General features: G+C 71.8%; 20 protein-coding genes. 15 read left to right on the forward strand and 5 right to left on the reverse strand.

From position 1 onward, the window contains the following. Positions 1–141: 141 nt before the first annotated feature. From ACZ6S0_RS28300 to ACZ6S0_RS28355, 12 genes are read left to right on the forward strand one after another with little or no spacing between them, the layout of a single operon-like run. Complete coding sequence (locus ACZ6S0_RS28300) at positions 142–1,062, forward strand: carbohydrate ABC transporter permease (RefSeq protein ID WP_465922328.1); 921 nt, start codon at positions 142–144, stop codon at positions 1,060–1,062. Next, positions 1,059–1,898, forward strand: coding sequence for a carbohydrate ABC transporter permease (locus ACZ6S0_RS28305; protein ID WP_465922329.1), 840 nt, complete (start codon positions 1,059–1,061; stop codon positions 1,896–1,898). Before ACZ6S0_RS28300 ends, ACZ6S0_RS28305 begins: the two co-directional genes overlap by 4 nt. Beyond that, entirely contained in the window at positions 1,895–4,039 is a 2,145-nt protein-coding gene (locus tag ACZ6S0_RS28310) for an ADP-ribosylglycohydrolase family protein (protein ID WP_465922330.1), read from the forward strand. Before ACZ6S0_RS28305 ends, ACZ6S0_RS28310 begins: the two co-directional genes overlap by 4 nt. After that, positions 4,021–6,153 (forward strand): ADP-ribosylglycohydrolase family protein, encoded by a 2,133-nt coding sequence (locus tag ACZ6S0_RS28315; RefSeq protein WP_465922331.1) that lies wholly within the window; start codon positions 4,021–4,023, stop codon positions 6,151–6,153. Before ACZ6S0_RS28310 ends, ACZ6S0_RS28315 begins: the two co-directional genes overlap by 19 nt. Continuing rightward, a complete protein-coding gene (locus ACZ6S0_RS28320) occupies positions 6,150–7,097 on the forward strand; it encodes a carbohydrate kinase family protein (protein WP_465922332.1) in 948 nt (315 codons plus the stop codon). Before ACZ6S0_RS28315 ends, ACZ6S0_RS28320 begins: the two co-directional genes overlap by 4 nt. 43 nt (positions 7,098–7,140) lie before the next feature. Further along, complete coding sequence (locus ACZ6S0_RS28325) at positions 7,141–8,265, forward strand: SIS domain-containing protein (protein WP_465922333.1); 1,125 nt, start codon at positions 7,141–7,143, stop codon at positions 8,263–8,265. A gap of 18 nt (positions 8,266–8,283) precedes the next feature. Further along, complete coding sequence (locus tag ACZ6S0_RS28330) at positions 8,284–8,688, forward strand: secondary thiamine-phosphate synthase enzyme YjbQ (RefSeq protein WP_465922334.1); 405 nt, start codon at positions 8,284–8,286, stop codon at positions 8,686–8,688. 2 nt (positions 8,689–8,690) lie between these two features. Continuing rightward, positions 8,691–9,635: a nucleoside phosphorylase gene (locus ACZ6S0_RS28335; protein WP_465922335.1), complete on the forward strand. Its 945-nt coding sequence runs from the start codon at positions 8,691–8,693 to the stop codon at positions 9,633–9,635. Next, positions 9,632–10,594 (forward strand): nucleoside hydrolase, encoded by a 963-nt coding sequence (locus ACZ6S0_RS28340; protein ID WP_465922336.1) that lies wholly within the window; start codon positions 9,632–9,634, stop codon positions 10,592–10,594. Before ACZ6S0_RS28335 ends, ACZ6S0_RS28340 begins: the two co-directional genes overlap by 4 nt. Then, positions 10,591–11,598 carry an adenosine deaminase gene (locus tag ACZ6S0_RS28345; protein WP_465922337.1) on the forward strand — a complete coding sequence of 336 codons (1,008 nt, stop codon included), beginning with the start codon at positions 10,591–10,593 and terminating at the stop codon, positions 11,596–11,598. Before ACZ6S0_RS28340 ends, ACZ6S0_RS28345 begins: the two co-directional genes overlap by 4 nt. Further along, entirely contained in the window at positions 11,595–12,497 is a 903-nt protein-coding gene (locus ACZ6S0_RS28350) for a PfkB family carbohydrate kinase (protein WP_465922338.1), read from the forward strand. The genes ACZ6S0_RS28345 and ACZ6S0_RS28350 overlap by 4 nt, the downstream gene beginning before the upstream one ends. 3 nt (positions 12,498–12,500) lie before the next feature. Beyond that, the gene (locus tag ACZ6S0_RS28355) at positions 12,501–13,487 is read left to right on the forward strand and encodes an SIS domain-containing protein (protein ID WP_465922339.1); all 987 of its coding nucleotides are present in this window, start codon (positions 12,501–12,503) and stop codon (positions 13,485–13,487) included. A gap of 37 nt (positions 13,488–13,524) precedes the next feature. On the opposite strand, the gene ACZ6S0_RS28360 is transcribed toward ACZ6S0_RS28355, so the two are convergent. The 4 genes from ACZ6S0_RS28360 to ACZ6S0_RS28375 form a co-directional block, all read right to left on the reverse strand. After that, complete coding sequence (locus ACZ6S0_RS28360; RefSeq protein ID WP_465922340.1) at positions 13,525–15,750, reverse strand: tetratricopeptide repeat protein; 2,226 nt, start codon at positions 15,748–15,750, stop codon at positions 13,525–13,527. Between the two features lie 75 nt (positions 15,751–15,825). After that, positions 15,826–16,593, reverse strand: a complete 768-nt coding sequence (locus tag ACZ6S0_RS28365) for a tyrosine-protein phosphatase (protein ID WP_465922341.1) — start codon at positions 16,591–16,593, stop codon at positions 15,826–15,828. A gap of 6 nt (positions 16,594–16,599) precedes the next feature. Beyond that, on the reverse strand, positions 16,600–16,791 hold the full coding sequence (locus tag ACZ6S0_RS28370) for a hypothetical protein (RefSeq protein WP_465922342.1): 192 nt from the start codon (positions 16,789–16,791) through the stop codon (positions 16,600–16,602). 295 nt (positions 16,792–17,086) lie between these two features. Next, positions 17,087–17,707, reverse strand: a complete 621-nt coding sequence (locus ACZ6S0_RS28375; protein ID WP_465922343.1) for an FMN-binding negative transcriptional regulator — start codon at positions 17,705–17,707, stop codon at positions 17,087–17,089. Positions 17,708–17,733: 26 nt separating this feature from the next. On the opposite strand from ACZ6S0_RS28375, the gene ACZ6S0_RS28380 reads away from it, so the two are divergent. The 3 genes from ACZ6S0_RS28380 (at position 17,734) to ACZ6S0_RS28390 (ending at position 20,575) form a co-directional block, all read left to right on the forward strand. Beyond that, positions 17,734–19,071, forward strand: a complete 1,338-nt coding sequence (locus tag ACZ6S0_RS28380; RefSeq protein ID WP_465922344.1) for an aminotransferase class I/II-fold pyridoxal phosphate-dependent enzyme — start codon at positions 17,734–17,736, stop codon at positions 19,069–19,071. A 91-nt stretch (positions 19,072–19,162) separates the two neighbouring features. Next, positions 19,163–19,882, forward strand: a complete 720-nt coding sequence (locus ACZ6S0_RS28385) for a hypothetical protein (RefSeq protein WP_465922345.1) — start codon at positions 19,163–19,165, stop codon at positions 19,880–19,882. A gap of 174 nt (positions 19,883–20,056) precedes the next feature. Then, positions 20,057–20,575 (forward strand): universal stress protein, encoded by a 519-nt coding sequence (locus ACZ6S0_RS28390; RefSeq protein ID WP_465922346.1) that lies wholly within the window; start codon positions 20,057–20,059, stop codon positions 20,573–20,575. On the opposite strand, the gene pdxR is transcribed toward ACZ6S0_RS28390, so the two are convergent. Next, positions 20,531–21,964, reverse strand: a complete 1,434-nt coding sequence (gene pdxR, locus ACZ6S0_RS28395) for a MocR-like pyridoxine biosynthesis transcription factor PdxR (RefSeq protein WP_465922347.1) — start codon at positions 21,962–21,964, stop codon at positions 20,531–20,533. The two genes, ACZ6S0_RS28390 and pdxR, sit on opposite strands and share 45 nt — an antisense overlap. Positions 21,965–21,989: the final 25 nt, after the last annotated feature.

Raw genomic sequence — 21,989 nt, forward strand, 5'->3', positions numbered from 1 at the left:
GCGGCAGACCGTCACCACAACCCGCGGAGAACGAGCCGGGCGGAGACGGGCCCAAGAGGTGCCCGTCTCCGCCCCGGCCGCCTGAATCGAGGAGGGAAATTGGCCGCAGTCGAGGGGGCGACACGCCGTGGCAATGGCGCCATGGCGCGTCGATCCGGTGCCGACCCCGCGGGAGCGTCGCCCAGACGGTCTCGCCGCGGGCGCGGCACGCTGAAGTTCTACCTGCTCATCGCGCCGGCGGTGCTGCTGTCCGCGTTCGTCGTCGTCGTGCCGGGCGTCATGACCGCCGTCGCCGCGTTCACCGACTGGGACGGCATCGGTCTGCAGGCACAGTGGATCGGCCTGGCGAACTTCGCCGAGATCCTGGACGACCCGGTCTTCACCACCGCCCTCGGCAACAACCTCCGGTGGATGCTGCTGTTCCTGACGATCCCGGTGGGCATCGGGCTCCTGACCGCGCTCCTGCTGCTGACCAGGCCGCGGTCCAGAACGGTCTACCAGGTCGTCTTCCTCGTGCCGTACGTGCTGGCGCCGATCACCAACGCGATCCTCTGGCTGAACATCATCTACAACCCGATCTCGGGCGTCGTCGGCTACGCCAACGATCACGGGCTGGACCTCGGCACCCCGCTGTCGAACCTGAACTCCGCGATCTACGCGATCGCCGCCGTCGACATCTGGCACTTCTGGGGCTTCCTCACCGTCATCTACCTCGCCGCGCTCCGGCAGACCCCCGTCGAGCAGGTCGAGGCGGCACTGGTCGAGGGCGCCAACGGCTGGCAGGTGTTCCGTTTCGTCTACCTGCCCAACATCAGATCGACCATGCAGCTCATGTGGGTGATGATCATCATCTTCTCGTTCCTGGCGTTCGACTACGTGTGGCTGCTGACCCAGGGCGGCCCCGCGCACGCGACCGAGATGCTCAGCACCTACGCCTACAGCTTCGCCTTCGCGAGCTTCCAGTTCGGCAAGGCCGCGGCCGTCGGTCTCGTCATGAGCTTCTTCGGGCTGATCTCGTCGTTCGTCTACACCTGGCTGAGCCGAAAGGACCTGAACGCATGAGGGGCCGGATGAAGCACGTCGCCGTCATCGTCGGCCACGTCCTGCTGGTCGCCTTCGCGGCCACCGCGCTGTTCCCGCTGCTGTTGGTGCTGATCAACAGTTTCAAGACCTCGTCGGAGGTGACCGCGAACCCGCTGGCGCCGCCGACCGAGCTGCGGTTGGACAACTTCGCCGAGGCGTGGAACTACGGCCACTTCGCCCAGGGCTTCGTCAACAGCTTCATCCTGACCTTCACCACCGTGGTCGTCGTGCTGGTCTGCTCGTCCCTGGCCGGATACGTGCTGGCCGGGAAGAAGATCCGCGCCTGGCCCGCCGTGATGATCTACTTCATGGTGGCCATGACGGTGCCGATCCAGCTCTTCCTCTTCCCGCTGTACTACGTCTTCGCCCAGCTCCAGTTGCTCGGCAACGTCGTCGCCGTCGGCGTGGTGATCGCCGCCATCAACATGCCGCTGTCGGTGTTCCTGATGCGGACCTTCTTCCTGAAGATCCCGAAGTCGGTCGAGGAGGCCGCCCTGGTGGATGGGGCGAACACCTTCCAACTGCTGCGCTCGGTCATGCTGCCGGTCGTCTCGCCCGGGCTCATCACCGTTGCCACGATCGTGGGCCTGATGGCCTGGAACGAGTTCCTGATCACCTCCACGTTCCTGCAGGGCGGCGAGGAGTCCAGCATCACCGCCACCCTGGGGTACCTGTCGATGAACGGCACGTTCAGCACCGACCAGGGCGTGATGATGGCCGGCGCCGTGATCCTGGTGGCGCCGATCATGGTGGTCTTCATCCTGCTCCAGCGGCACTTCGTCGACGGATTCGTCAGCGGCTCGGTGAAGGGATGAGCAGGTCCGTATCGGCGTCCCCCGCGCCGTACGACGAGACGATCGCCGAGCGCACCTACGCGGGCGTGCTCGGGAAGATCATCGGGGTGTACTTCGGCCGCCCGGTCGAGGGCTGGAGCTACCCGGCGATCCGCGAACGGTTCGGCGCCATCGAGTTCTACGTCGCCGAGAGCCTGGGCGTCCCGCTGATCGTCCCTGACGACGACATCTCCGGCACGTTCGTCTTCTTCCGCGCCCTCGCCGACCACCCCGACGTCCGCCCACTGGACGCGGCGGCGGTCGGGTCGACCTGGCTGAACTACGCGATCGAGGGCAAGACGATCCTGTGGTGGGGCGGGCTCAACCGGTCCACCGAGCACACCGCGTACCTGCGGCTCAAGGCGGGCGTCGTCCCGCCCGCCACCGGCTCGATCGCCCTGAACGGGCGGTCGATGGCGGAGGGGGTGGGCGCGCAGATCTTCGTCGACGGATGGGGCCTGGTCAGCCCTGGCGACCCCGAGCGCGCCGCGGCGCTCGCGCGGGCCGCCGCCTCGGTCAGCCACGACGAACTGGCCGTGGACGCCGCGTGCCTGATCGCGGCGATGGAGGCGCTCGCCTTCACCGAGCGGGACATGACGACCCTGGTCGAACGCGGCCTGGCGTTCGTGACGGAACCCCGGCTGCACCGCCTCGTCGAGGAGGTGGTGACCACATGCTCGGCCACCGACGACTGGCACGAGGTCAGGGACTGGATCGAAGACCGGCACGGCTACGCGAACTATCCCGGCAACAGCCCGATGCAGACCAACCACGCCGCGGTGCTGATGTCGCTGCTCATGGGAGGCGACGACTTCCAGCGTAGCCTGTCCATCTGCACCTCGGCCGGCTGGGACACCGACAGCAACACCGGCAACGTCGGCTGTGTCAACGGCATCCGGCTGGGCCTGGCCGGGCTCTCGGCCGGCGCGGACCTGCGTACCCCGGTCGCCGACCGGCTCTTCGCCGTCAGCTCCGACGGCGGCGAGTGCGTGACGGACGCCGTACGGGAGACCCGCAAGATCCTCGCCGCGGGCGCCGAACTGCGCGGCGAGCCGGTTCCGCCGGCCACTCCGCGCTTCGCGTTCGAGTTCCCCGGCTCCACCCAGGGGTTCAGGCCCCACCCGGGCACCGGGCTCGACCAGGCGCTGACGTCCCTGACCAACACCGGCCAGGGGCTGACGGCCGCCTTCCGCGCGCTCGCCCCAGGGACGCGCGCCGCCATCTCGGTCGAGACCTCCTGCGATCCGCGGTCGACGGGGGTGGCGGGGACGAGCTACTTCGAGGTCGTCGGCAGCCCCTCCCTGTACGGCACGCAGACCGTCCGGGCGACCCTCGACGTACGAGGCGACCGAGCGCCCGCGATGAACTTCTTCATCGACGTCTACGGCGACGACAAGGTCGTGGAGACCCGCAGGGCCGAGCGCCGGCCGCTGGCCGTGGGCGTCAACCGGGTGAGCTGGACCCTGCCCGACACCGGCGGGAAGGCCGTCCACCGCCTGGGCCTCGAGTTCACCTCCGGCGCCCGCCTCGACGGCAGCGTCACCCTCGTCGACCTCGACTGGGCCGGCGCTCCCGAGGACTTCCGCCTCGGCCTGGCCGAGGAGCTCTCGCCCGATCTGACCCCGTGGACGACCGACACCGCCTGGCTGCGCACCTTCACCAGTTCGGCGGCGAACTTCGCACCCGACTACACGACCACGTTCTCGCTCTCCCATCCGGAGGAGAACGGGATCGTGACCATCGGCACCGCCGACTGGTCGGACTACTCGGTCGCCTCGCGCATCACCTTCAACCAGCAGGACGCGGCCGGGCTCGTGGGCCGCGCGCGCGGCCATCGCCGCTACTACGCGGGGCTGCTGTCGGCGGGGCGGGCCCTGATCGTCCGCCGTCGTGACGGCGCGCAGACCGTGCTGGCGAGCGCCCCGGTCGACCATCGCATCGACGACGTGCGCGACCTGGAGTTCAGGCTGTTCGGCGAGAGGCTGTCGCTCCTGGTCGACGGCGCCGTGGTCGCGGAGGCCCGCGACGACGCGTACGCCGGCGGCGGAGCGGGGCTCGTCGTCGACCGCGGGGCGATCCTGGCCCGCGGCCTTTCCGTGCAGAGATGGGAACCACGCAGGTGAGCAAGTCAGCCGCCGACTACGCCGAGGCGATCTACGCCGGGGTGCTCGGCAAGATAATCGGGGTCTATCTCGGCCGCCCGGTCGAGGGCTGGCCGTACGAGGACATCCAGACCCGGTTCGGGGAGCTGTCGTACTACATCAACTCCGCCCTGGACCTCCCGCTGATCGTCGCCGATGACGACATCTCCGGCACCTTCGCCTTCTTCCGCGCCGTCGCCGACCACGGGCCCGACCCCGAACCGACCGCCGAGCAGATCGGCGACACCTGGCTGAACTACGTCATCGAGGACAAGACGATCCTGTGGTGGGGCGGCCTGGGGCGCTCGACCGAGCACACCGCCTTCCTCCGGTTGCGTGCCGGAGTCACCGCGCCCGCGAGCGGGTCGGCCGAGCTGAACGGGCGCACCCTGTCGGAGCAGGTCGGCTCACAGATCTTCAGCGACGCCTTCTCGATGATGCACCCGGGCGATCCGGAACGCGCCGCCGCGCTGGTCCGCCGGGCGGCCTCGGTCAGCCACGACGGCATCGCCGTCGAGGCCGCCGCGTTCCTCGGCGCGCTGCGGGCCCTCGCCTTCGACGTCACGGACCTGCACCGGCTCATCGAGCAGTGCCGCGGCTACGTCACCTCGCCTCTCCTTCAGCGGGTGATCGACGACGTCGTCGATCTCTGCGCGAAGGAGGACGACTGGCGCGCGGTCCGCGACCGGATCGATCGGCGGCACGGCTACCGGCAGTATCCAGGGCCCTGTCATGTGGTGCCCAACCACGCCATGACGCTGGCCGCCCTGCTGCTGGGCGGCGACGACTTCCAGCGCTCCGTCATGATCGCCTCGTCGGCCGGTTTCGACACCGACAGCAACGCCGGCTGCGTCGGCAGCCTCAACGGCGTACGGCTCGGCCTGGACGCCCTGACCGCGCAGGTGGACCTGCGCGCCGCCGTCGCCGACCGGCTGCTCGTCGTCACCGCGGACGGCGGCGCGTGCGTCTCCGACGCCGTGCGCGAGGCCGACCAGATCGTCCGCGCGGCGGCCCGAGCCCGAGGGGAGAGCCTCAAGGACGACGTCGGCCCTCGGTTCGGCTTCCGGTACCGAGGCTCGGTCCAGGGCTTCCAGAGCTGCCCCTACGCCGATGCCGCCTACCCGACCGTCGAGGTGGAGGGCACCAGTGGCGCCGGTCTGCTCCTGCGCTGCCGCGGGCTGGGCCCGGGGCTCACCGCCGCCGCGTCCACCCCGGTCTTCCTCGACCCCGCCGACCGGATGACGAACTTCTCCACCGTGGCCAGCCCGTCCCTCTACCCCGGGCAGGTGGTCACGGCACGGATCCGCGCGGACCGGTCGCCCGCGCCGTCCGCGCGCCTGTACGTGCTGCACCACCGCGGCGGCGAGATCCGGCGCAGCGTCAGCGAGCCGTTCGCGCTGGGACAGGAGCCGGTGACACTGCGCTGGCAGGTGCCCGAGGTGGGCGCCGACCTGCTGTTCAGGTTCGGCATCGAGCTGGAGTCCGCCGAACGGTTCGACGGCGCTGTCACGGTGGAGGAGGTCGACTGGCGGGGCGCGCCCACGCGCTTCACCCAGTCGGGCGTCCTCCTGTCGTCCATCTGGGACACCCACCCGGTGCCCTTGGACGCCTGGGTCGCGTCGGCCCGCAACTTCGAGGCCGACTTCGGCTACAGCTACTCCGTGTCGCACCCGGGGGAGCTGGGCGTGGTCACGATCGGCGGCCGCGACTGGGACGACTACTCCGCCGGCTCGACCCTGATGTTCAGCCTGCACGACAGCGGCGGCCTCGTCGTGCGCAGCGCGGGACATCGCCGCTTCTACGCGGCCGTCTTCTCCGGCGGCTCCCGCGTCAGCCTGGTCAAGCAGCGCGATCGCCACCGGCAGGTGCTGGCGGTCCGCGACTGGCCGTACGAGCAGGACCGTGGTTACGACGTACGGCTGTCGTGCACGGGGAGCGAGATCGAGCTGCTGGTGGACGGGGAACGCGTACTCCACGCGTCCGACACGACGATGCCCTACCGGCACGGCGGGGCCGGCTTCCTCATCGAACGCGGCACCATGCTCGCCGACGGGATCGCCATCGCCGCGACCCGGCCAGAACGGCGGCCGGCATGACGGACGACACGATGAGGGAACCCGGTCCGGGATACGCCGTGCTGGGCCGCCTCATCATCGACGATCTCGTGCTCGCCGACGGTACGGAAGTGCCCGGCCTGCTCGGCGGCGCCGGGTTCTACGCCGCCCTCGGCGCGGCCACGGCCGGCGGAGGTCCGGCCGGTCTGATCTCTGGCATCGGCCGTGACCTGGGGCGGGCCGATCTCGACCGGTTGGACGCATGGGGGATCGTCACGACGGCGCTCAGGGTGGCGGGGGAGCGCACCCCCCGGTCCAGGATCGTCTACCGCGCCGACGGGGAGCGGAGCGAGATGCCCCTGCTGGGGCTGGACCACTTCGCGAGCATGGCGCCCAGGGTCGCCGACATTCCCGCCGATTGGGACTCGCTGCGCGGACTCTATCTGTTCGCCGGCGTCGATCCCCGCGACTGGGACGGCGTGATCGCCCACGCCCGAGCCGCCGGCTGCCCGGTGCTCTGGGAGATCTCGGCCGACGTCTGTGACCCGGGCCATTTCGACCAGGTCAGCGTCCTGCTCCGCGAGGTGGACCTCTTCTCCGTCAACCTGACGGAAGCCCGCGGGCTGTGCGGCGTCGAGCAGCCCGCGGCCTGCGCCGCCATGCTCGCCGAGGCGGGCGCCGCGCGCGTCAGCCTGCGGATGGGCGCTGCCGGGACCATCCTGTGCGACGGCGGTGAGCTGACGCACGTGGGCGTCGCCCCCAGCGGCCCCGTCGTCGATCCCACCGGAGCCGGTAACAGCCACAGCGGTGCCTTACTCGCCGCCTTCGGCGACACCGGCGACCTCGTGCTCGCCGCCCGCCGGGCGGCCGCGGCGGCGTCGCTCGTGATCGAGCAGTACGGGCCGCCCGCGGCCCACGGCCCGGCGCGGGCGGAACTGCTGGAGCAGCGGACCGCGCTGACCCCGGTCACCCACCACGCCATCTGATCCTTTTCCCGACAGTTCCCGACCCATCACGATCGGATTTCGCATGACACACACCGCTCTCCGCGCCCAGGTCGAAAGCCTGGGCGCGCTGATCCGCGACACGACCTGGGAGGTGGAAGACCACGCCCGCCGCACGATCGGCACACCGGACCACCACGCGCTCCAGTTGGTGCTCCTGACCGGATGCGGGGACTCGTTCTTCGCGGCCCGAGCGGCCCAGTTCGCCTGGCAGGAGCTGACCGGGCTGCCGTGCTTCGCCGACGACGCCCTCACCGCCGCCCGGTACCGGATCGGCGACCTCGTGGGCGGCCGGCGGTTCCGGCCCCTGGTCGTCGCGGTCTCCAACTCCGGCGAGGTCGCCCGCGTCGTCGAGGCCGCGCGTACCGCCCAGGCGCAGGGCAACTTCGTGGTGGCGGTCACCGCCGCCGCCGACAGCAGGCTCGCCGCCGCGGCCGACAAGGTCCTTCCGGTCGCCGCGCCGCCCTTCGCGGCGGCGCCGGGAGTGCGGTCCTACGCCATGAGCCTGCTCGGCCTGTTCCACCTCGCCATCCGCAGCGGCGAAGTACGCGGACGCTACACGATGGACGAGGCGGGCGTGCTGCGGCGCGAGCTGGCCGCGCTGGCCGACGCCGTCGACCAGACCGTCGCCGAGGTCGCGCCCGTGGTCGCGCGCCTCGCCGCGGACTGGGGCGACCGGGCACAGCTCCAGTACCTGGGGTCCGGCCCCTCCCGGGCGAGCGCGGGCTACGGCGCGGCGAAGGTCCTCGAAGCCACCGGGATCTCCGCCCGGGACCAGGACGTGGAGGAGTTCGCGCACCTGGAGTACTTCACCGCCGACACGTCGATCCCGGTCGTCCTCACCACGCCCGGTGACGGCGCCGCCCGGTCCCGCGCCGAGGAGATCGCGCCTCTCCTGGAGAAGCTGGGCCGTCCCACCGCCACCGTCTCCGACCAGCCGCTCGCCGGCGTGCACCTCCCGTACGCGGCGGGCGTGCGCGAGCTGTGGCAGCCGCTGCTGCACATCGTGCCGCTCGCGCTCCTCGCCGAGGAGTTGATGCGGCTGCGCGGCGAGGAGCCCGGTCGCGGCGGCCGGGACGGATGGGCGGATTCAGCCGACGGCTCGACCACCCGATCGAGCCGGATCACCGTGCCGCTCGCCAACTCCTGAAAGGCTCTCCCCACTCCCATGGTCGCGACATTCAAGCTCCGCACCGACGGCAACCGTGCCATCGACATCACCGACGAGGTCGTCAAGGCGGTGACAGAAAGCGGCGTCCGCGAGGGCGTCGCGGTGGTCAGCCTGCCGCACACGACCGCCAGCGTCGGCATCATCTCCTTCCCCGACCCTCTCGGCCTGGTCGACGTGATGGACGAGGTCAACCGGTGGATCCCGACCCGGATCGACTTCAAGCACCAGCACGACACGCCGCAGGACGCCGCCGGTCACGTCAAGTCCACCCTGATCGGCACGTCCCTGTCGCTGATCGTCACCGACGGCGCGCCGCTGCTCGGCCATTCCCAGAAGGTGTACTTCATGGAGCACGACGGGCCGCGTAACCGGCAGTTCCACGTCCAGGTCGTGGGGCAGTAGCGGTGAGCAGCCCGGACCCGAACGATCTGTCGTCGGTCGGCCCGCTCAACCGCAAGGCGCTCGAACGCTACGACCACGCGGCGCACGTCCCGCTTCGCGGGCTCTACGTCGACGGACGCCCGGCGCTGACGCGGGTCGATCCCGCCCAGGTCGGCGAGTACGTCATCGTCACGGTGCGAGACCCGCTGTGCGCGTACGACCTGGACCCGGCCGAGCAGATCGCCGCGAAGCTGGACGGCGCGCGGGTCGTCGGCCGGTCGGGCATGTTCAGCACGTGGACCGGCTCGTACCGGGGCGCGTCGGTCAGCGTGGTCTCCGGCGGTTCCGGCTCTCCCGAGGCGGAGCTGGTCATGCACGAACTGTTGGAGAACACCTCGGCCACGACGTACCTGCGGGTCGGCGGCTCGGGCGGCATGCACCCGAAGGTCCGCCCCGGCGACCTGGTCATCGCCTCCGGAGTGGTGCGCGACGAGGGCATGACGGCGGCGTACGTGCCGTCGTCCTGGCCGGCGGCCAGCCATCCGCTGGTCGTGCTCGCCCTCACCCAGGCGGCCCAGGACGCGGGCGCGCCGTACCATGTCGGCGTCACCCGGTCCACCGACAGCGACTTCGTGGCCGGCGGCCGGCCCGGCGTCGGCGGCTACCTGCAGTCCTGGCACACCACCGTGGTCGACGACTGGGCCAGGGCCGGGGTGCTCAACGGCGACAGGGAGTCCGCGGCGATCGTCACGCTCGCGCAGCTCTTCGGGCGGCGCGGCGGATCGATCTGCTCGGTCGCCGACAACATCAGCACCGGCGCGACCTTCCAGGCGGGCGCCGGGCACATCACCGCGATCGACGTCGCGCTGGAGGGGATCGCGCTCCTCCACCGGCTCGATCGCACCGCAGAAGCGGCCGGGCTGCCGATGTGGCTGCCCCGGCTCGGGATCCGAGGGGAAGGCGAATGAGGTCCGTACTGATCGACACTGACCCGGGCATCGACGACGCGGTAGCGATCATGTTCGCGCGCCGCGCCGGGCTCGACATCAAGGCGCTGACCGCCGTGTCGGGCAACCTGCAGGCCGACCGGGCGGCCGAGAACGCGCTGCGCGTCCTGCGACTGCTCGACGCGGAGTCGATTCCGGTGGCGCGGGGGACGCAGACGCCTCTCGTCCGCCCTTACCCGAGAGACCCGTTCTCGCACGGCGACGACGGGCTCGGCAACACGGGCCTGGCCGCCTCGTCCACGCCGCTGGACCCGCGGTTCGCCCCCGACGTCATCGCCGACGTGGTGAACGCCGCACCCGGCGAGATCACCGTCCTGGCCCTCGGCCCGCTCACCAACCTCGCCCTGGCCCTCATGCGCGACCCGTCCCTGGCGACCAGGATCGCCCATGTCTACCTCATCGGCGGCGCCTTCGGTCGCAACCGGTACGCCTACACCCGCGCCACCGGCGACAACCCCGTGAGCGAGTGGAACGTCTACGTCGATCCCGAGGCCGCCCAGCACGTCTTCCGGTCGGGCGTGCCGATCACCGCGCTCGGGCTGGACGTCGTCACCCACCCCGACCTCGACCTGCGTGCGGAGGACCGCGAACGGCTCGCGACGTCCGACCGTCCGGAGGCGGCGTTCCTGCTCGACATCGCCGACTACGTGCGCGACATGGGGTTCGACTCGTACTGTGGGCTGATCGACTCGATGGCCGTCGCCGCCTGCCTGGATCCGTCGGTGCTCACCACCGAGAAACTGCACGTCACCGTCGAGACCACGGGCACCGCCACGCTCGGGCAGACCGTCGTCGACGAGCGCGAGCACTTCCGCTGGGACCACCTGCCGCTGCTGAACGTCGCCGTGAGCGCCGACCACGACAAGATCCTGACCATGCTCGTCGACGCCCTGACGGCGGAGCCGGGCGGCGCGTCGTGACCCTGCCCTGCGCGGAGCTGCATCTGCACCTCGAAGGCACACTGGAACCCGAAACGATCTTCGCGCTGGCCGAGCGCAACCGGGTGACCCTCCCCTACGCCGACGTCGCCGACCTGGCCCGCAGGTACGACTTCACCGACCTGCAGTCCTTCCTCGACCTGTACTACGCGAACATGGCGACGCTGCGGACCGCCGAGGACTTCGCCGACATGACCACGGCCTACCTCGCCCGCGCCGCGGCGGGCGGGGTGCGGCACGCCGAGGTGTTCCTCGACCCCCAGGCGCACCTGGACCGCGGGATCGCGCTGGAGACGGTGCTGGAGGGCGTGTCCACCGCGCTCGCCTCCAGCGAGCGCGAGCACGGCGTCAGCACCGGGCTGCTGATCGCGTTCCTGCGCGATCTGGACGCCGACTACGCCCTGCGCACCCTCGACCGCATTCTCGCCCTCGGCACGCCGATCCTGGGCATCGGCCTGGACTCCGCCGAGGTCGGTCACCCGCCGTCCAAGTTCGCCGCCGTCTACGAGCGCGCCAGGGCCGAGGGCCTGCACTGCGTGGCACACGCCGGCGAGGAGGGCCCGCCGTCCTACATCTGGGAGGCCCTGGACGTCCTGCGGGTGGAACGCGTGGACCACGGCGTCCGTTGCCTGGAGGACGACCGCCTGGTCGACCGCCTGGTGGCCGAGCGGATCCCGCTGACCGTGTGCCCGCTGTCCAACGTACGGCTGCGCGTCGTGCCGGAGCTGGCCGCGCACCCGCTCCGGGAGATGCTCCGGCGCGGGCTGCACGTGACCGTGAACTCCGACGACCCCGCGTACTTCGGCGGCTACCTGGACGACAACGTCGGCGCGACGGCCCGCGCACTGGACCTGACCCCGGCCGACCTGCGCCAACTGGCGGAGAACTCCATCGAGGCGTCCTTCCTCGACCGCGCCCGCAAGAACGACCTGCTGGCGGAGATCGAGGCCGCGGCCGAGGTCGTGGCACCGGGCGGGAGCCGATGACCACGCTGGTCGGTGTCGTCGGCGGCCTCTCCGTGGACCACATCGTGCGGGTCGGACGGCCGGCGCACTACGACCGCCTCGGCGGTCCCGGCCTGTACGCCGCCCTCGGCGCGCGTCTCGTCGCCGGTACGCGGGTGCGGTTGCGGTGCAAGCTGCCGGACTCGGTCCCGGAGTTCGCCGAGACCCTCACCGCCGCCGGCGTCGACCTGTCCGCGTGCACGTCCGTACCGGATCCGGTGCGGGTCTGGCTGCTCGACTCGCCGCAGGGACGTCGCCTGGTGACGACCGCGCCGCCGCCCGGCATGGAGATCGCCGAGGAGGACGACAGCGTTCCCACGCCTGGCCCGGTCCCGCCCGGTTTCTTCACCGGCCTCGATGGTCTGCTGTTCTGCTCGCCGGTGCGGCTCGACCGCGGCTACGACGAGCGGACCGTGGTCGGCGTCGACCCGGATCAGTCGCAGGTGAGCAAGCTCGGCTGGGCGTACTGGGAAGCGATCCGGGTGGCCTCGGGGGTGCTGCTGCCGAGCAGGGTGCAACTGGCCGCCCTGCACCCCGAGCCGCGCGTCGCGGCCGGGCGGCTCGCCGTACGGCTGAACCTCGCGGTCGTCGCCCGCCTGGACGCCGAAGGCGCCTACGTCGCCGATCCGGCGGGACCGTCCTGGACGGTACGCGACTCGGCCATCGGCGGTGACGACATCGTCGACACGACCGGAGCGGGCGACACGATGGCCGGCGCCACCGTCGCCGCGCTGGCGGCCGGAGCCGACGTGGCCGAGGCGACCGCGTACGGGGTCAGCGCGGCCAGGATCGTCCTGTCCGGCGTCGGCCACCACGCACTCCCCGGGCATGCCCCGCTCACCGCACCGCTGCCCGGTGTCACGATGACGAAGGAAGGATAAGTAGTGACGTCCGAACCGGCGCTCGCCGCCGAACAACTCGCCACCCTGGCCTCCGCCCTGGAGTCCCTGCCCGCCCTGAACTCTCCCGCCGCCCCGAGCCCGGACGACCGCGGCGACCTCGGGAACGCCGTGTTCGTCGGCTCGGGCGACTCGCTCGCCGCCGCGCTCCTCGCGCAGCGGTACGGTCACCGGGCGCTGTCGGCGGGTGACATCGCCTGGACCGGGGAGATCCCGCCCCGGTGCGACACGGTGGTCGGTGTCTCCCAGTCGGGCAACACCGGCGCGACGGTGCTGGCCCTGCGCATCGCCCGCGCCGCCGGCCTGCGTACCGTCGCGCTGACCACCAACGGCGAATCCGCCCTGGTCAAGACCGCCGACCAGGTACGCCTGGTGCCCATGCCGCAGGTGACGGAGACGATCCCGGCCGCGGGGTACGTCTCCCTGTCGGCCGGCGTGCTCGGCCTGTGCGGCCGCGACCTGACCGGCTTCGGCCGCGAGGTCGGCGGGTTGCTGGCGGCGTTCGCCAGGGAACACGCGCGAACGCCGCTGCCCTGGCCCGGCACCGCTCCTTCGTCCGCAACGGTGCTGACCCTGCCCGACCTGCGCAGCGCCGGTGACTTCTGGATGCTGAAGCTCATCGAGGCCGCGGGCGTGGCCACCCGCGCCGTGGCGCTGGAGGAGAGCGGCCACGTCGACTTCTTCGTCGGCCCGCAGCCGCACTGCACCATCGACCTGACCGGCCGCGCCGGGCGGGACCGCCACGACCGCCTCGCCGCCGCACTGCGCGCCAACGGCCACGACCTCGTCACCGTGGACGCGATGCGGCTGTTCGGGGACGCGGCGGCCGCCGCCTCGGCCGACGGCGTCGATGTCGCGCTGGGAGCGGCAGGCGCGGCGGCCTGCCACGAGGCCGCGATCCGCTGGCACCGCCCGCCCTTCCGCGGCGGCGCCGTCCCCATGGACGCCCAGCACATCAAGCTCGGCGAGTAGCCCGCCCAAGGCGACCGGGCGCCCAGCACCCGGCGACTCAGGGGCTGCTGTGCGCCGTTTTCTCCCGCAGCCTCGACAGCGCTTCCTGGGTTGCGAGGGTGTAGGTGTTGTCGGCGCCCAGGATCCGTTGTCGAGCATCGAGGATCCGGCCGAACTGTTCGATGGCCTCGGGGTGTCGTCCTTGCGCCTCCAGCGCGTGCGCCAGCAGGTTTCCCGTGGTCAGCACGTGCGGGTGATCCTCGCCCAGCAATCGGCGGCGAAGTCGCAGGAGGTCCCGTAGCTCGGCCTCGGCCTCCTGTGGTTTGTCCTGAGCCAGGAGCGAACGGGGGATCTCGTGCCGGGTGACGAGCGTGTCGGGGTGCTCAGGGCCGAGGACTCTTACCTTGATGTCATGGATGGCACGCAGTTCGGCCTCCGCTTCGGCGCCTTTGCCCTGGGCCAGCAGGACCCGAGCCGCCTCGTGCCGGGTGGCCAGCGTGTCGGGATCCTCCGGCCCGAGAACTCGCGCCTTGGCTTCGTGGGCGTCTTCGAACTGGGTCAGAGCCTCGTCGAATCGCTCCTGGTCGGCCAGTACGCGTGCCAGGTTGTGGCGGATCGCCAGCGTCTTCGGGTGGTCGGGGCCGAGCACCCGCGTGCGGTCCGCGAGGATCCCGCGGAACTCCTCCTCGGCTTCCACGGCGAGGCCCAGGAACATCTTCGCGCTGGCGTGCCGGTGCCGGAGGTCGAGGATGGCCAGGTTGTCCGGGGGCAGCCGGTCTTCGAACCTGTCCAAGGCCACCGTCGTCAACTCCAGGGCCGAGCGGTACGAGCCCCCGTACGTCGATCCGATCGCGCACATGGCCGTGTTCGAGGCGAGGGCCGCGAGGCCGGCATCGTCCAGATCCTTGACGGCGGCCGTCCAGATCCCGCGGACCTGGGCCGACAGCGCCGCCCACCTCGGCCAGTCGGTCGTCCGGTCGACGCTCAGCCGGCTGACGGCTCCGGTGACGAGGGCGACGGCCGCGGTGGCGGTCTGCCTGCCCAGTTCGCTGCCTGCGAGGTTGCGCCTGGTCGTCTCGGCCACCAGCGGATGGACGGCCACGCCGGCCGCGTCGTGATCGGCCGGGCGGACGTGTTCGACCTGCCCCACCGATTCGACCAGCCCCACCGAGTGCAGTGCCATCAGCCCGTCGGCCACCCGGCCACTTCCGGTGAGGCCGAGTTCGTCGGCGAGCACCCGCTGGTCGATGAGCCATTCGGGAACCGGCAGCGGAGCCGGGAAGCAGGAAAGGACGCCGAGCAGCGTACGCGCCTGGGGGACCGCCCGGCTCGCCAGCAAGTTGAGCGACATCTCCCACGTGGTCGCCATGTCCGACCGATTATCGGCGCCTTGGCGCAGCAAACCATGCGAGTCGTCGTCCAACGCGTCACGATAGGCCATGAAATCGCGCTCCACAGTGAAAGTCGCGGCGAGGTGCATTCCGGCGTGATGCAGCGCCAGCGGCAATCCTCCGAGTCTCTCCGCCAGTTCCTCGGCCTCTGCCGGGCTCCCCGCCGAAGGCACCATGTCCAGCAGCACGCGTGCGCCGTCCTGGGGCGACAATGCGCCGATCCTGTGCACCTCGGCATGTCGGCCCCATTCGGCGCTCGCGCCCACGCGGCTCGTCACCAGGAGCAGGCCGGAGCGCGTCGGGCGCAGCCAGGCGTTGCCCCCGCTGACATGCTGGTTCCCTGAGTCGAGCACGCGCAGATCATCCGCGTTGTCCATGACCAGCAGCCAGCCCTCGGACTCGTCCAGGAACCGCCAGACCAGGTCGGCGGCATTGCGCCGCCCTTCCAGCGCCTCCTCGACCTCGCCGCTCGTGGCGCCCAGTTCGCGGCACAGGCTCAGCATCTGCAGCACGAACGTATGCGAGTCGGTCGCGGAGACCCACCACGTCGGCCGTCCTTCTGACTGGACGTCCGCGGCCAGTTGCAGCGCGACGGTGGTCTTTCCCGCACCGCCCAGGCCGGACACCACGTGCGTCTTCCCGTCGGGGCGTCGAACCAGGGACCTCAGCTCGTTCAGGAGGGAGTCGCGGCCACGCAGGAACTCCGGCAGTTGTCCGTGCGGGGGTGGCAGGATTCTCGCTCGCGGCGCCGGATTGTCCGGCCCCTTGCTCGGGCGGCCGGGGGACAGGGCCGGTTTCGTGTGCTGCGCGCTCCGCAACTGGAGCCATGCGATCACGGCGCCCACGACGGCGACGACGAGACCGGCGGCGGTCAGCCCCGTGCCCACATCCATACTGTGACCCTAGGAAAGTCGGCATCGGATGTCGACCGATCGCCCCCCGCCGGTGAACGACCGGAAGGACCGGCATCACGCCGAGGGCTGAGGCGTGGGCCATCGGGGCTCGGCGTCGAGCAGCCGGGCTCGGAGGGCCGAGAAGTCGCGGTCGTCCAGCCCGGCCGCCCGCAGCGACTCCTCCACGTCGAGTTCGTTCAGCGTGTCGAGCAGCGCGGCCCGGGCGGTGGTGTTCCTGCGCGCCAGAATTCCCCGGATCTTCTCGGTCTGGTCCGCGATCCCCGACGCCTCGAACAACGCGGGCAGCCTCCCGGTGCTCTCCTCGTAGTCGGAGGCGATGTCCTCCGGCGGCGCTCCGGCGAGCGCCAGGAGCAGCATGGCGATGAGCCCTGTCCGATCGCGCCCGAGCGTGCAGTGCACCAGCACCCCGCCGGGCTCCGCGCGAGCGACGGCCCCTACGGCCGCCGCGCACCGCTGTGCCTTCCGCCGGAGAAACGGCCGGTAGTAGAGCGGAGATCCGTCCAGTTCGTTGTCCCGGACATTACTCCAGAACGCCCTGTCGGCGGAGTCGTCCAACGGCACGTGTACGGTCGTCAGCACTGCCGGGCGGGCGGCGAGGTCCGCCTTTCTCTCGTCCGCGTTCCGTAGATCGACGACGGTTCGCACGCCGTGCTCGACCAGGGCCGACCAGCCCTTGGCGGTGAGGCGTTCCGGGTTGTCGGACCGGACGACGGCTCCTGCCCGGATCGCGCCGCCACCGAGCACCGGTATGCCGCCCAACTCGCGGACGTTGAAGCACCCCTGCCACCCGAGATGCCGCCCACCTTGCGCCAAGTCGCTCATACGGCTTCAGACGCGTTCAGTGGTGACATTGTTCTCGCCGTCCACGATTCGAGGATTTTTGATCTGAGCCGGTGGCCGGTGGGGCGGCGCTAGCGTGCTGCCGGTGATGAGCCAGAGGAAGTGCGTACGGTCCGCCGCCATCGTGGGGGCGGCGGCGGTCACGATGCTCGCGGGGACGTCGGCGGTTCCGTCGTCCACAGGGTGTGGGTTGTGGTATGCGAGGGCGGCGCGGGTCGTCGGAGCGGTGTGCGGGAGGTCGGGCGAGGGCGGCCGTCCGGGTGGGGCGGGCGGTCGCCGCGCGTCGGCGATGGGGCTTTGAGCTGGGAAACAGTGGGCCAGGGGCGAGGGCGGCAGGGGCTGCGAGCAGGTGCGTCGACAACCTGACGCCCTCCGCACTCAGCGTGTGGGGTGGCGTCCTGCGTGGAGGGGGTTATCCACAGAGTGTGCTGTTTTTCCACAGGCTGTGGGTGGGTGGTGATCAACCGGCTCGCGGTCAGCGGGTGGCACCGCGTCTGCGTTGCTGGGCCAGGGCGCCGACGTCGCCGGGGTGGGCGCGCTCGGCGAGCCCGGCGGCGACGCGCTCCCGGAACTCGGCCGGGCGGTGGTCGTCGTACTTGAACTTGGCGCGTACGTCCACGACCCGCAGCCGTAGCCCCCGGATTGCCGACAGCATCTTCCGGTACGGGCCCCCGTCGGCGGACACCTCCCCGTGATCGCCATCGGGCTGGTGGTGGGCGAGCTGGCGGCGCAGGATGTCGGCCTTGCCCTCCTTGTCGTCCACGATCTCGGCTTGGCAGACGAGTTGCACGGAGGCGTAGTAGCTGGTGGGCACGCCCGTTTCGGGGGAGTCGGAGCGCCAGCCGGTCGGGATGTAGGCGTAGTCGTCGTGCACGCTCACCACCGCCGCCGGAGCGGCCTCCAGCGCGGCCCAGATCGGGTTGGGCCTGGCGAGGTGGAGCACGACCTCCTGCCCGTCGAACAGGAAGTGCGTCGGCACGACCACGGGCGCCGCGCCGTCCACGCCGTTGGCCACGATCTGGCCGAAGTCGCGCGTACGCAGCCAGCTTCGCCACTCGTCGGCGTCCCGAGCGGCATCCCAGGGGTGAATAAGCACGCGAAACCTCTTTGTATTGGTACATAATGTGTTTTGTGTCAGAAACATATCGGATCGTCGGTGGGACGGCCAGTGAGATCGCGGCGGGTGTCGAGGCGGCCGTGTCGGCGGGACGGCTGTCACCTGGGACGATGTTGCCCCCCGTGCGCGAGGTGGCGGTCGCGGCCGGGGTCAGCCCTGGTACGGCGGCGGCAGCGTACCGGCTGCTGCGTGAACGCGGCGTGGTGGAGACCGCCGGGCGCCGGGGGACCCGCGTCAGGCCGCGTCCGGCCAGCACCTTCAGGGAGGAGATCCGGATCGAGGTGCCGCCGGGCGTGCGCGACCTGTCCAAGGGCAACCCCGATCCCCGGCTGCTGCCGCCGCTGCACGACGCGCTGGCCGCCGCGGCGCGGGCGCACGAGGAACGACCCGCCATGTACGGCACCGGCGACGACGAGGAACTCATCGCCCTGGCCAGGGAACGCCTGCGAGCCGACGGCGCACCGGAAAGGACACCGGCCATCACGTCGGGCACCCTCGACGCGGTCGAGCGGGTGCTGGCCGCCCATCTGCGTCCCGGTGACGCGATCGCGGTCGAGGACCCGGGCTGGACGGCTCTCCTCGACCTGGTCGGCGTCATGGGCCTGCGGCCGGTGCCGATGCGGCTGGACGACGAGGGGCCGCTGCCCGAGGAGCTCCAACGGGCGCTGCGAAGCGGTGCGCGGGCCGCGGTGATCACCGCCCGTGCCCAGAACCCGACCGGCGCCGCCGTCTCCGCGCGGCGGGCGGGGGAACTGCGGGGGGTGCTGGCGGCGTACCCGGAGGTGTTGCTGATCGAGGACGATCACGGGTCCGGGTTCGTGGACCTGCCCCTGCACGCTTTGTCGGGGGTCACGGCGCGGTGGGTGCTCGTTCGCTCGACGGCCAAGGCGTTCGGGCCCGACCTGCGGTTGGCGCCCGTCACGGGCGATCCGGTCACGCTCGATCGGCTGCGCGGACGGCAGCGGCTGGCGGCAGGCTGGGTGAGCCACCTGTTGCAGCGGGCGGTCGCCCACCTCTGGCGTACGCGGGCGGTGGACACCGAGGCGGTGGCCCGGGCGTACGGGCTGCGCAGGGACGGGCTGGTGGCGGCGCTGGCCGAACGCGGCCTCCCGGCCCACGGCCGCAGCGGGCTGAACGTGTGGATCCCCGTCGCGGACGAGGCCGCCGCGATCACCCGGCTGCTGGGCCGGGGATGGGCCTGCGCGCCGGGTGCCCGCAACCGCATCGGCACGCCGCCCGCCGTACGGCTGACCGTGTCGCCGCTGGACGTGGGGGAGATCGAGCCGCTCGCCGACGACCTGGCCGCCGCCCTGCGCCCGGCCGCCCGCGGGCGGTACGGCTAGCTCTCAGGTCGGGGAGGTTGGACGTGAGGTCAGGTTCGGCGGCATTGAGATTTCCTGCGGATCCGCAACCTATCGCCCCATAATCAACCCGATGCCGAAATTTCAGGACCTATCGGAATATGCCGCGTCCATCGCGCCGATCATCGATGCCGCCCACGTCAACGTGCACGCCTCGGCCGCCCGCACCGTCGCCGACCTCGCCGCGACCTCAGGACTGACCCCCGGGTACCTGTACGACCTGCGCTTCTCGCTCCCCCTGCGCCCGCTGACCCGTCCCGCGCTGGCCGCCATCCACCGGTACGGCGACCCGTCCGACCACGAACCGGTCCTCCAGGAGCACCTGAGCCAGGGCGCACTGACCGAGGACCCCGACGGGAGGCTGCGGCTGACGGACAAGGGCCTGGAGTTCGTGCACCGGCTGTACGACGCGCACGCCGCCGCCACCCGTCGCGCCTGGGCGGGCCACGACCTGGCGGGACCGGCCGCGCTGGTCGGCCGGGTGCTCGACGGGGCGGCACGGCTGCCGGGCGGGGCGCTGGAGTTGCTCGCTCCGCCGTACGAGCCGGACGGGGCGGGGCCGGGCCTGCTGCTGTTCAACCGGCTGGCCACGCTTCGCTACCACCGCGCCGACGCGCACGCCGCGGCCTGGCGGGCGGCGGGCCTGTCCGCGGCCGAGATCGTCGGCCTGGCGGGCGGGCCCCTGCGCACCGGGATCGAGGCGGAGACGAACCGGCGGGCCGCGGCGCCGTACGGGGTGCTGTCCGAGCCCGAACGCGAAACCCTGCACGACGTCCTGCTCAAACTGGTCTGAACGCCGACCACCTCCGTCGAGCCGCCGGTCGAGAGCGGGACGGGGTCGCACCCACCCTCGTTCCACCTCCGCGTGCGACGCCCGCCCGCGTGCGGGACTCCAGAGTTCGCAAAGTGCCACCTCCCGGTAACCAGCCGGTGGGCGCACTATGGTCGTACTTCGACAGGAGGCACCGTGGAACAGGATCTGCCCGGCGGTCCGCGGCTGATCGTGGGGGTCGACGAATCCCCTGCCGCCCGCTGGGCTCTGGCCTGGGCCATCGGCGCGGCCAGGCTGCACCGGATGGCTCTGGTGGCCGTACATGTCAGTCGCGCGCCCGTTCATCCCTTCCCCGAGGCGCTGCCCGTGCAGCACGCGGTTCGGGTGGGGGAGGAGGCGCGCTGCACCGAGGTGGTCACGGGCGCGTTCGAGGACGTGGCGGGCGGCATGCCCGACGACCTCAGGATCGCCGTGACCGGCCGGGTCGGCGATCCCGGCTATCACCTCGTCGACCTGGCGCGGGAGGGCGACCTGCTGGTGCTCGGACGAGGGCGGCGCGGCCTGCTCAGCCGCATCTTCCTGCCCTCGACCAGCATGTACTGCGCGCGCCACGCGCGTACGACGGTCGTGATCGTGCAACAGCCCTCGCCGCCCGACGACCCGCAGTTGTCAGGGGAGCGCAGCCGCCGCTTCTGGACCCGCCGACATCCCTGACCTGGACCTGGGCCTGGTCGTCGGCCTGATCCTCGACGTGAGCAGGCGCAGGCCCGCGGGGATGGCGTCCGTCCCGATCGCGCCGTAGCCCAGCACCAGGCCGCGCTGGGGCGGACGCTCACCGCAGTACGCCTCCAGCCCCTCCACCGCCAGCCCCGGCCCGGACCGTACGGACACGCCCGGCGCGAAGCGGGCACACAGGTGCAGCCCGGCCGTCGACGGGACCGGCAGCAGCCGCTCGTCGGCGGCCAGGTGCTCGGCGATCAGGGCGTGCCTGGCGGCGTACTCACGGGTCGCCTTCCTGATGTGCCGGGCCAGCAGGCCCTCGTCGATGAAGCGGGCCAGCGCCGCCTGCGTGGGCAGCTCGCCGTGCCAGTCGGACAGCCGCCTGGCCGCGCGCAGCGCGGGCGCGAGCGAGGCGGGCGCGACCAGGAAGCCGAGCCTGAGCATGGGGAGCAGGGTCTTCGAGAACGACCCCACGTAGATGACGCGGCCGGCGCGGTCGAGGCTCTGGAGGGGTTCGAGCGGACGGTCGCCGAAGCGGAACTCGCTGTCGTAGTCGTCCTCGATGACCACCGCGCGGCGGCGTTCCGCCCAGGCCAGCAGGGCGGCGCGGCGGGCCAGCGACATGGGCGTGCCCAGCGGGAACTGGTGTGACGGGGTGACGTAGACGACGCGGGCGGCGTCCGGGACGGCTCCGACGTCGATGCCCTCCGCGTCCACGGGGACGCCCGCCACCCGGGCGCCGAGCGAGCGGAACAGCAGGCGGGCCGGGGGATAGCCGGGCTCCTCGACGGCCACGACCGCGCCCGGCTCGATCAGGACCCGGCCGACGAGGTCGAGGGCCTGCTGGGCGCCGTTGGTGATCAGTACGTCGCCGGGGCCCGCGTGCACCGAGCGGCTGAGTCCGATGTGCCGGGAGATGGCCGCGCGCAGGGGTTCGTGCCCGGCGGGGTCGGCGTAGCCTGCCGCGCTCGCCCGCAACTCCCTGGCCACCAGGCGGCGCCAGCTCTCCATGGGGAACAGGCGGGCGTCGGGCGTGCCGACGCGGAAGTCGTACCGGGCGGCGGGGACGTCCTCCGGGAAGCGCAGGTCGGGCCAGACCGGACGGGGCCGTACGACGCCCTTCGGTGCGGCCCGGCCCCGAACCGGCTCCGCCGAGACGAACGTCCCCGCGCCCGCCCGCCCCACCAGGAACCCGTCGGCGACCAGGCGGTCGTAGGCGAGGGCGACGGTGTTCCTGGAGACCTCCAGGCGGCGGGCCAGCTCTCTGGTCGGGGGCAGCCGTTCGCCCGATCTGAGCCGGCCGTCGAGCACGGCGTCGAGGAGCTGCCGGTAGATCTGTGCGGCCAGGTCACGTCCGCTGTCGAGGTTGATGTGAACGTCCATCTTGGCCCAATCAACTTGCTGGAAA

The sequence above is a fragment of the Nonomuraea sp. NPDC051298 genome (assembly GCF_055586305.1).

Coding starts and splice junctions, on each gene's coding strand:
- ACZ6S0_RS28315 (WP_465922331.1), top strand. CDS start 4,021: ATGGGAACCACGCAGGTGAGCAAGTCAGCCGCCGACTACGCCGAGGCG.
- ACZ6S0_RS28385 (WP_465922345.1), top strand. CDS start 19,163: ATGCCGAAATTTCAGGACCTATCGGAATATGCCGCGTCCATCGCGCCG.
- ACZ6S0_RS28310 (WP_465922330.1), top strand. CDS start 1,895: ATGAGCAGGTCCGTATCGGCGTCCCCCGCGCCGTACGACGAGACGATC.
- ACZ6S0_RS28320 (WP_465922332.1), top strand. CDS start 6,150: ATGACGGACGACACGATGAGGGAACCCGGTCCGGGATACGCCGTGCTG.
- ACZ6S0_RS28365 (WP_465922341.1), bottom strand. CDS start 16,593: ATGAGCGACTTGGCGCAAGGTGGGCGGCATCTCGGGTGGCAGGGGTGC.
- ACZ6S0_RS28340 (WP_465922336.1), top strand. CDS start 9,632: ATGAGGTCCGTACTGATCGACACTGACCCGGGCATCGACGACGCGGTA.
- ACZ6S0_RS28380 (WP_465922344.1), top strand. CDS start 17,734: ATGTGTTTTGTGTCAGAAACATATCGGATCGTCGGTGGGACGGCCAGT.
- ACZ6S0_RS28350 (WP_465922338.1), top strand. CDS start 11,595: ATGACCACGCTGGTCGGTGTCGTCGGCGGCCTCTCCGTGGACCACATC.
- ACZ6S0_RS28325 (WP_465922333.1), top strand. CDS start 7,141: ATGACACACACCGCTCTCCGCGCCCAGGTCGAAAGCCTGGGCGCGCTG.
- ACZ6S0_RS28300 (WP_465922328.1), top strand. CDS start 142: ATGGCGCGTCGATCCGGTGCCGACCCCGCGGGAGCGTCGCCCAGACGG.
- ACZ6S0_RS28360 (WP_465922340.1), bottom strand. CDS start 15,750: ATGGATGTGGGCACGGGGCTGACCGCCGCCGGTCTCGTCGTCGCCGTC.
- ACZ6S0_RS28305 (WP_465922329.1), top strand. CDS start 1,059: ATGAGGGGCCGGATGAAGCACGTCGCCGTCATCGTCGGCCACGTCCTG.
- pdxR (WP_465922347.1), bottom strand. CDS start 21,964: ATGGACGTTCACATCAACCTCGACAGCGGACGTGACCTGGCCGCACAG.
- ACZ6S0_RS28330 (WP_465922334.1), top strand. CDS start 8,284: ATGGTCGCGACATTCAAGCTCCGCACCGACGGCAACCGTGCCATCGAC.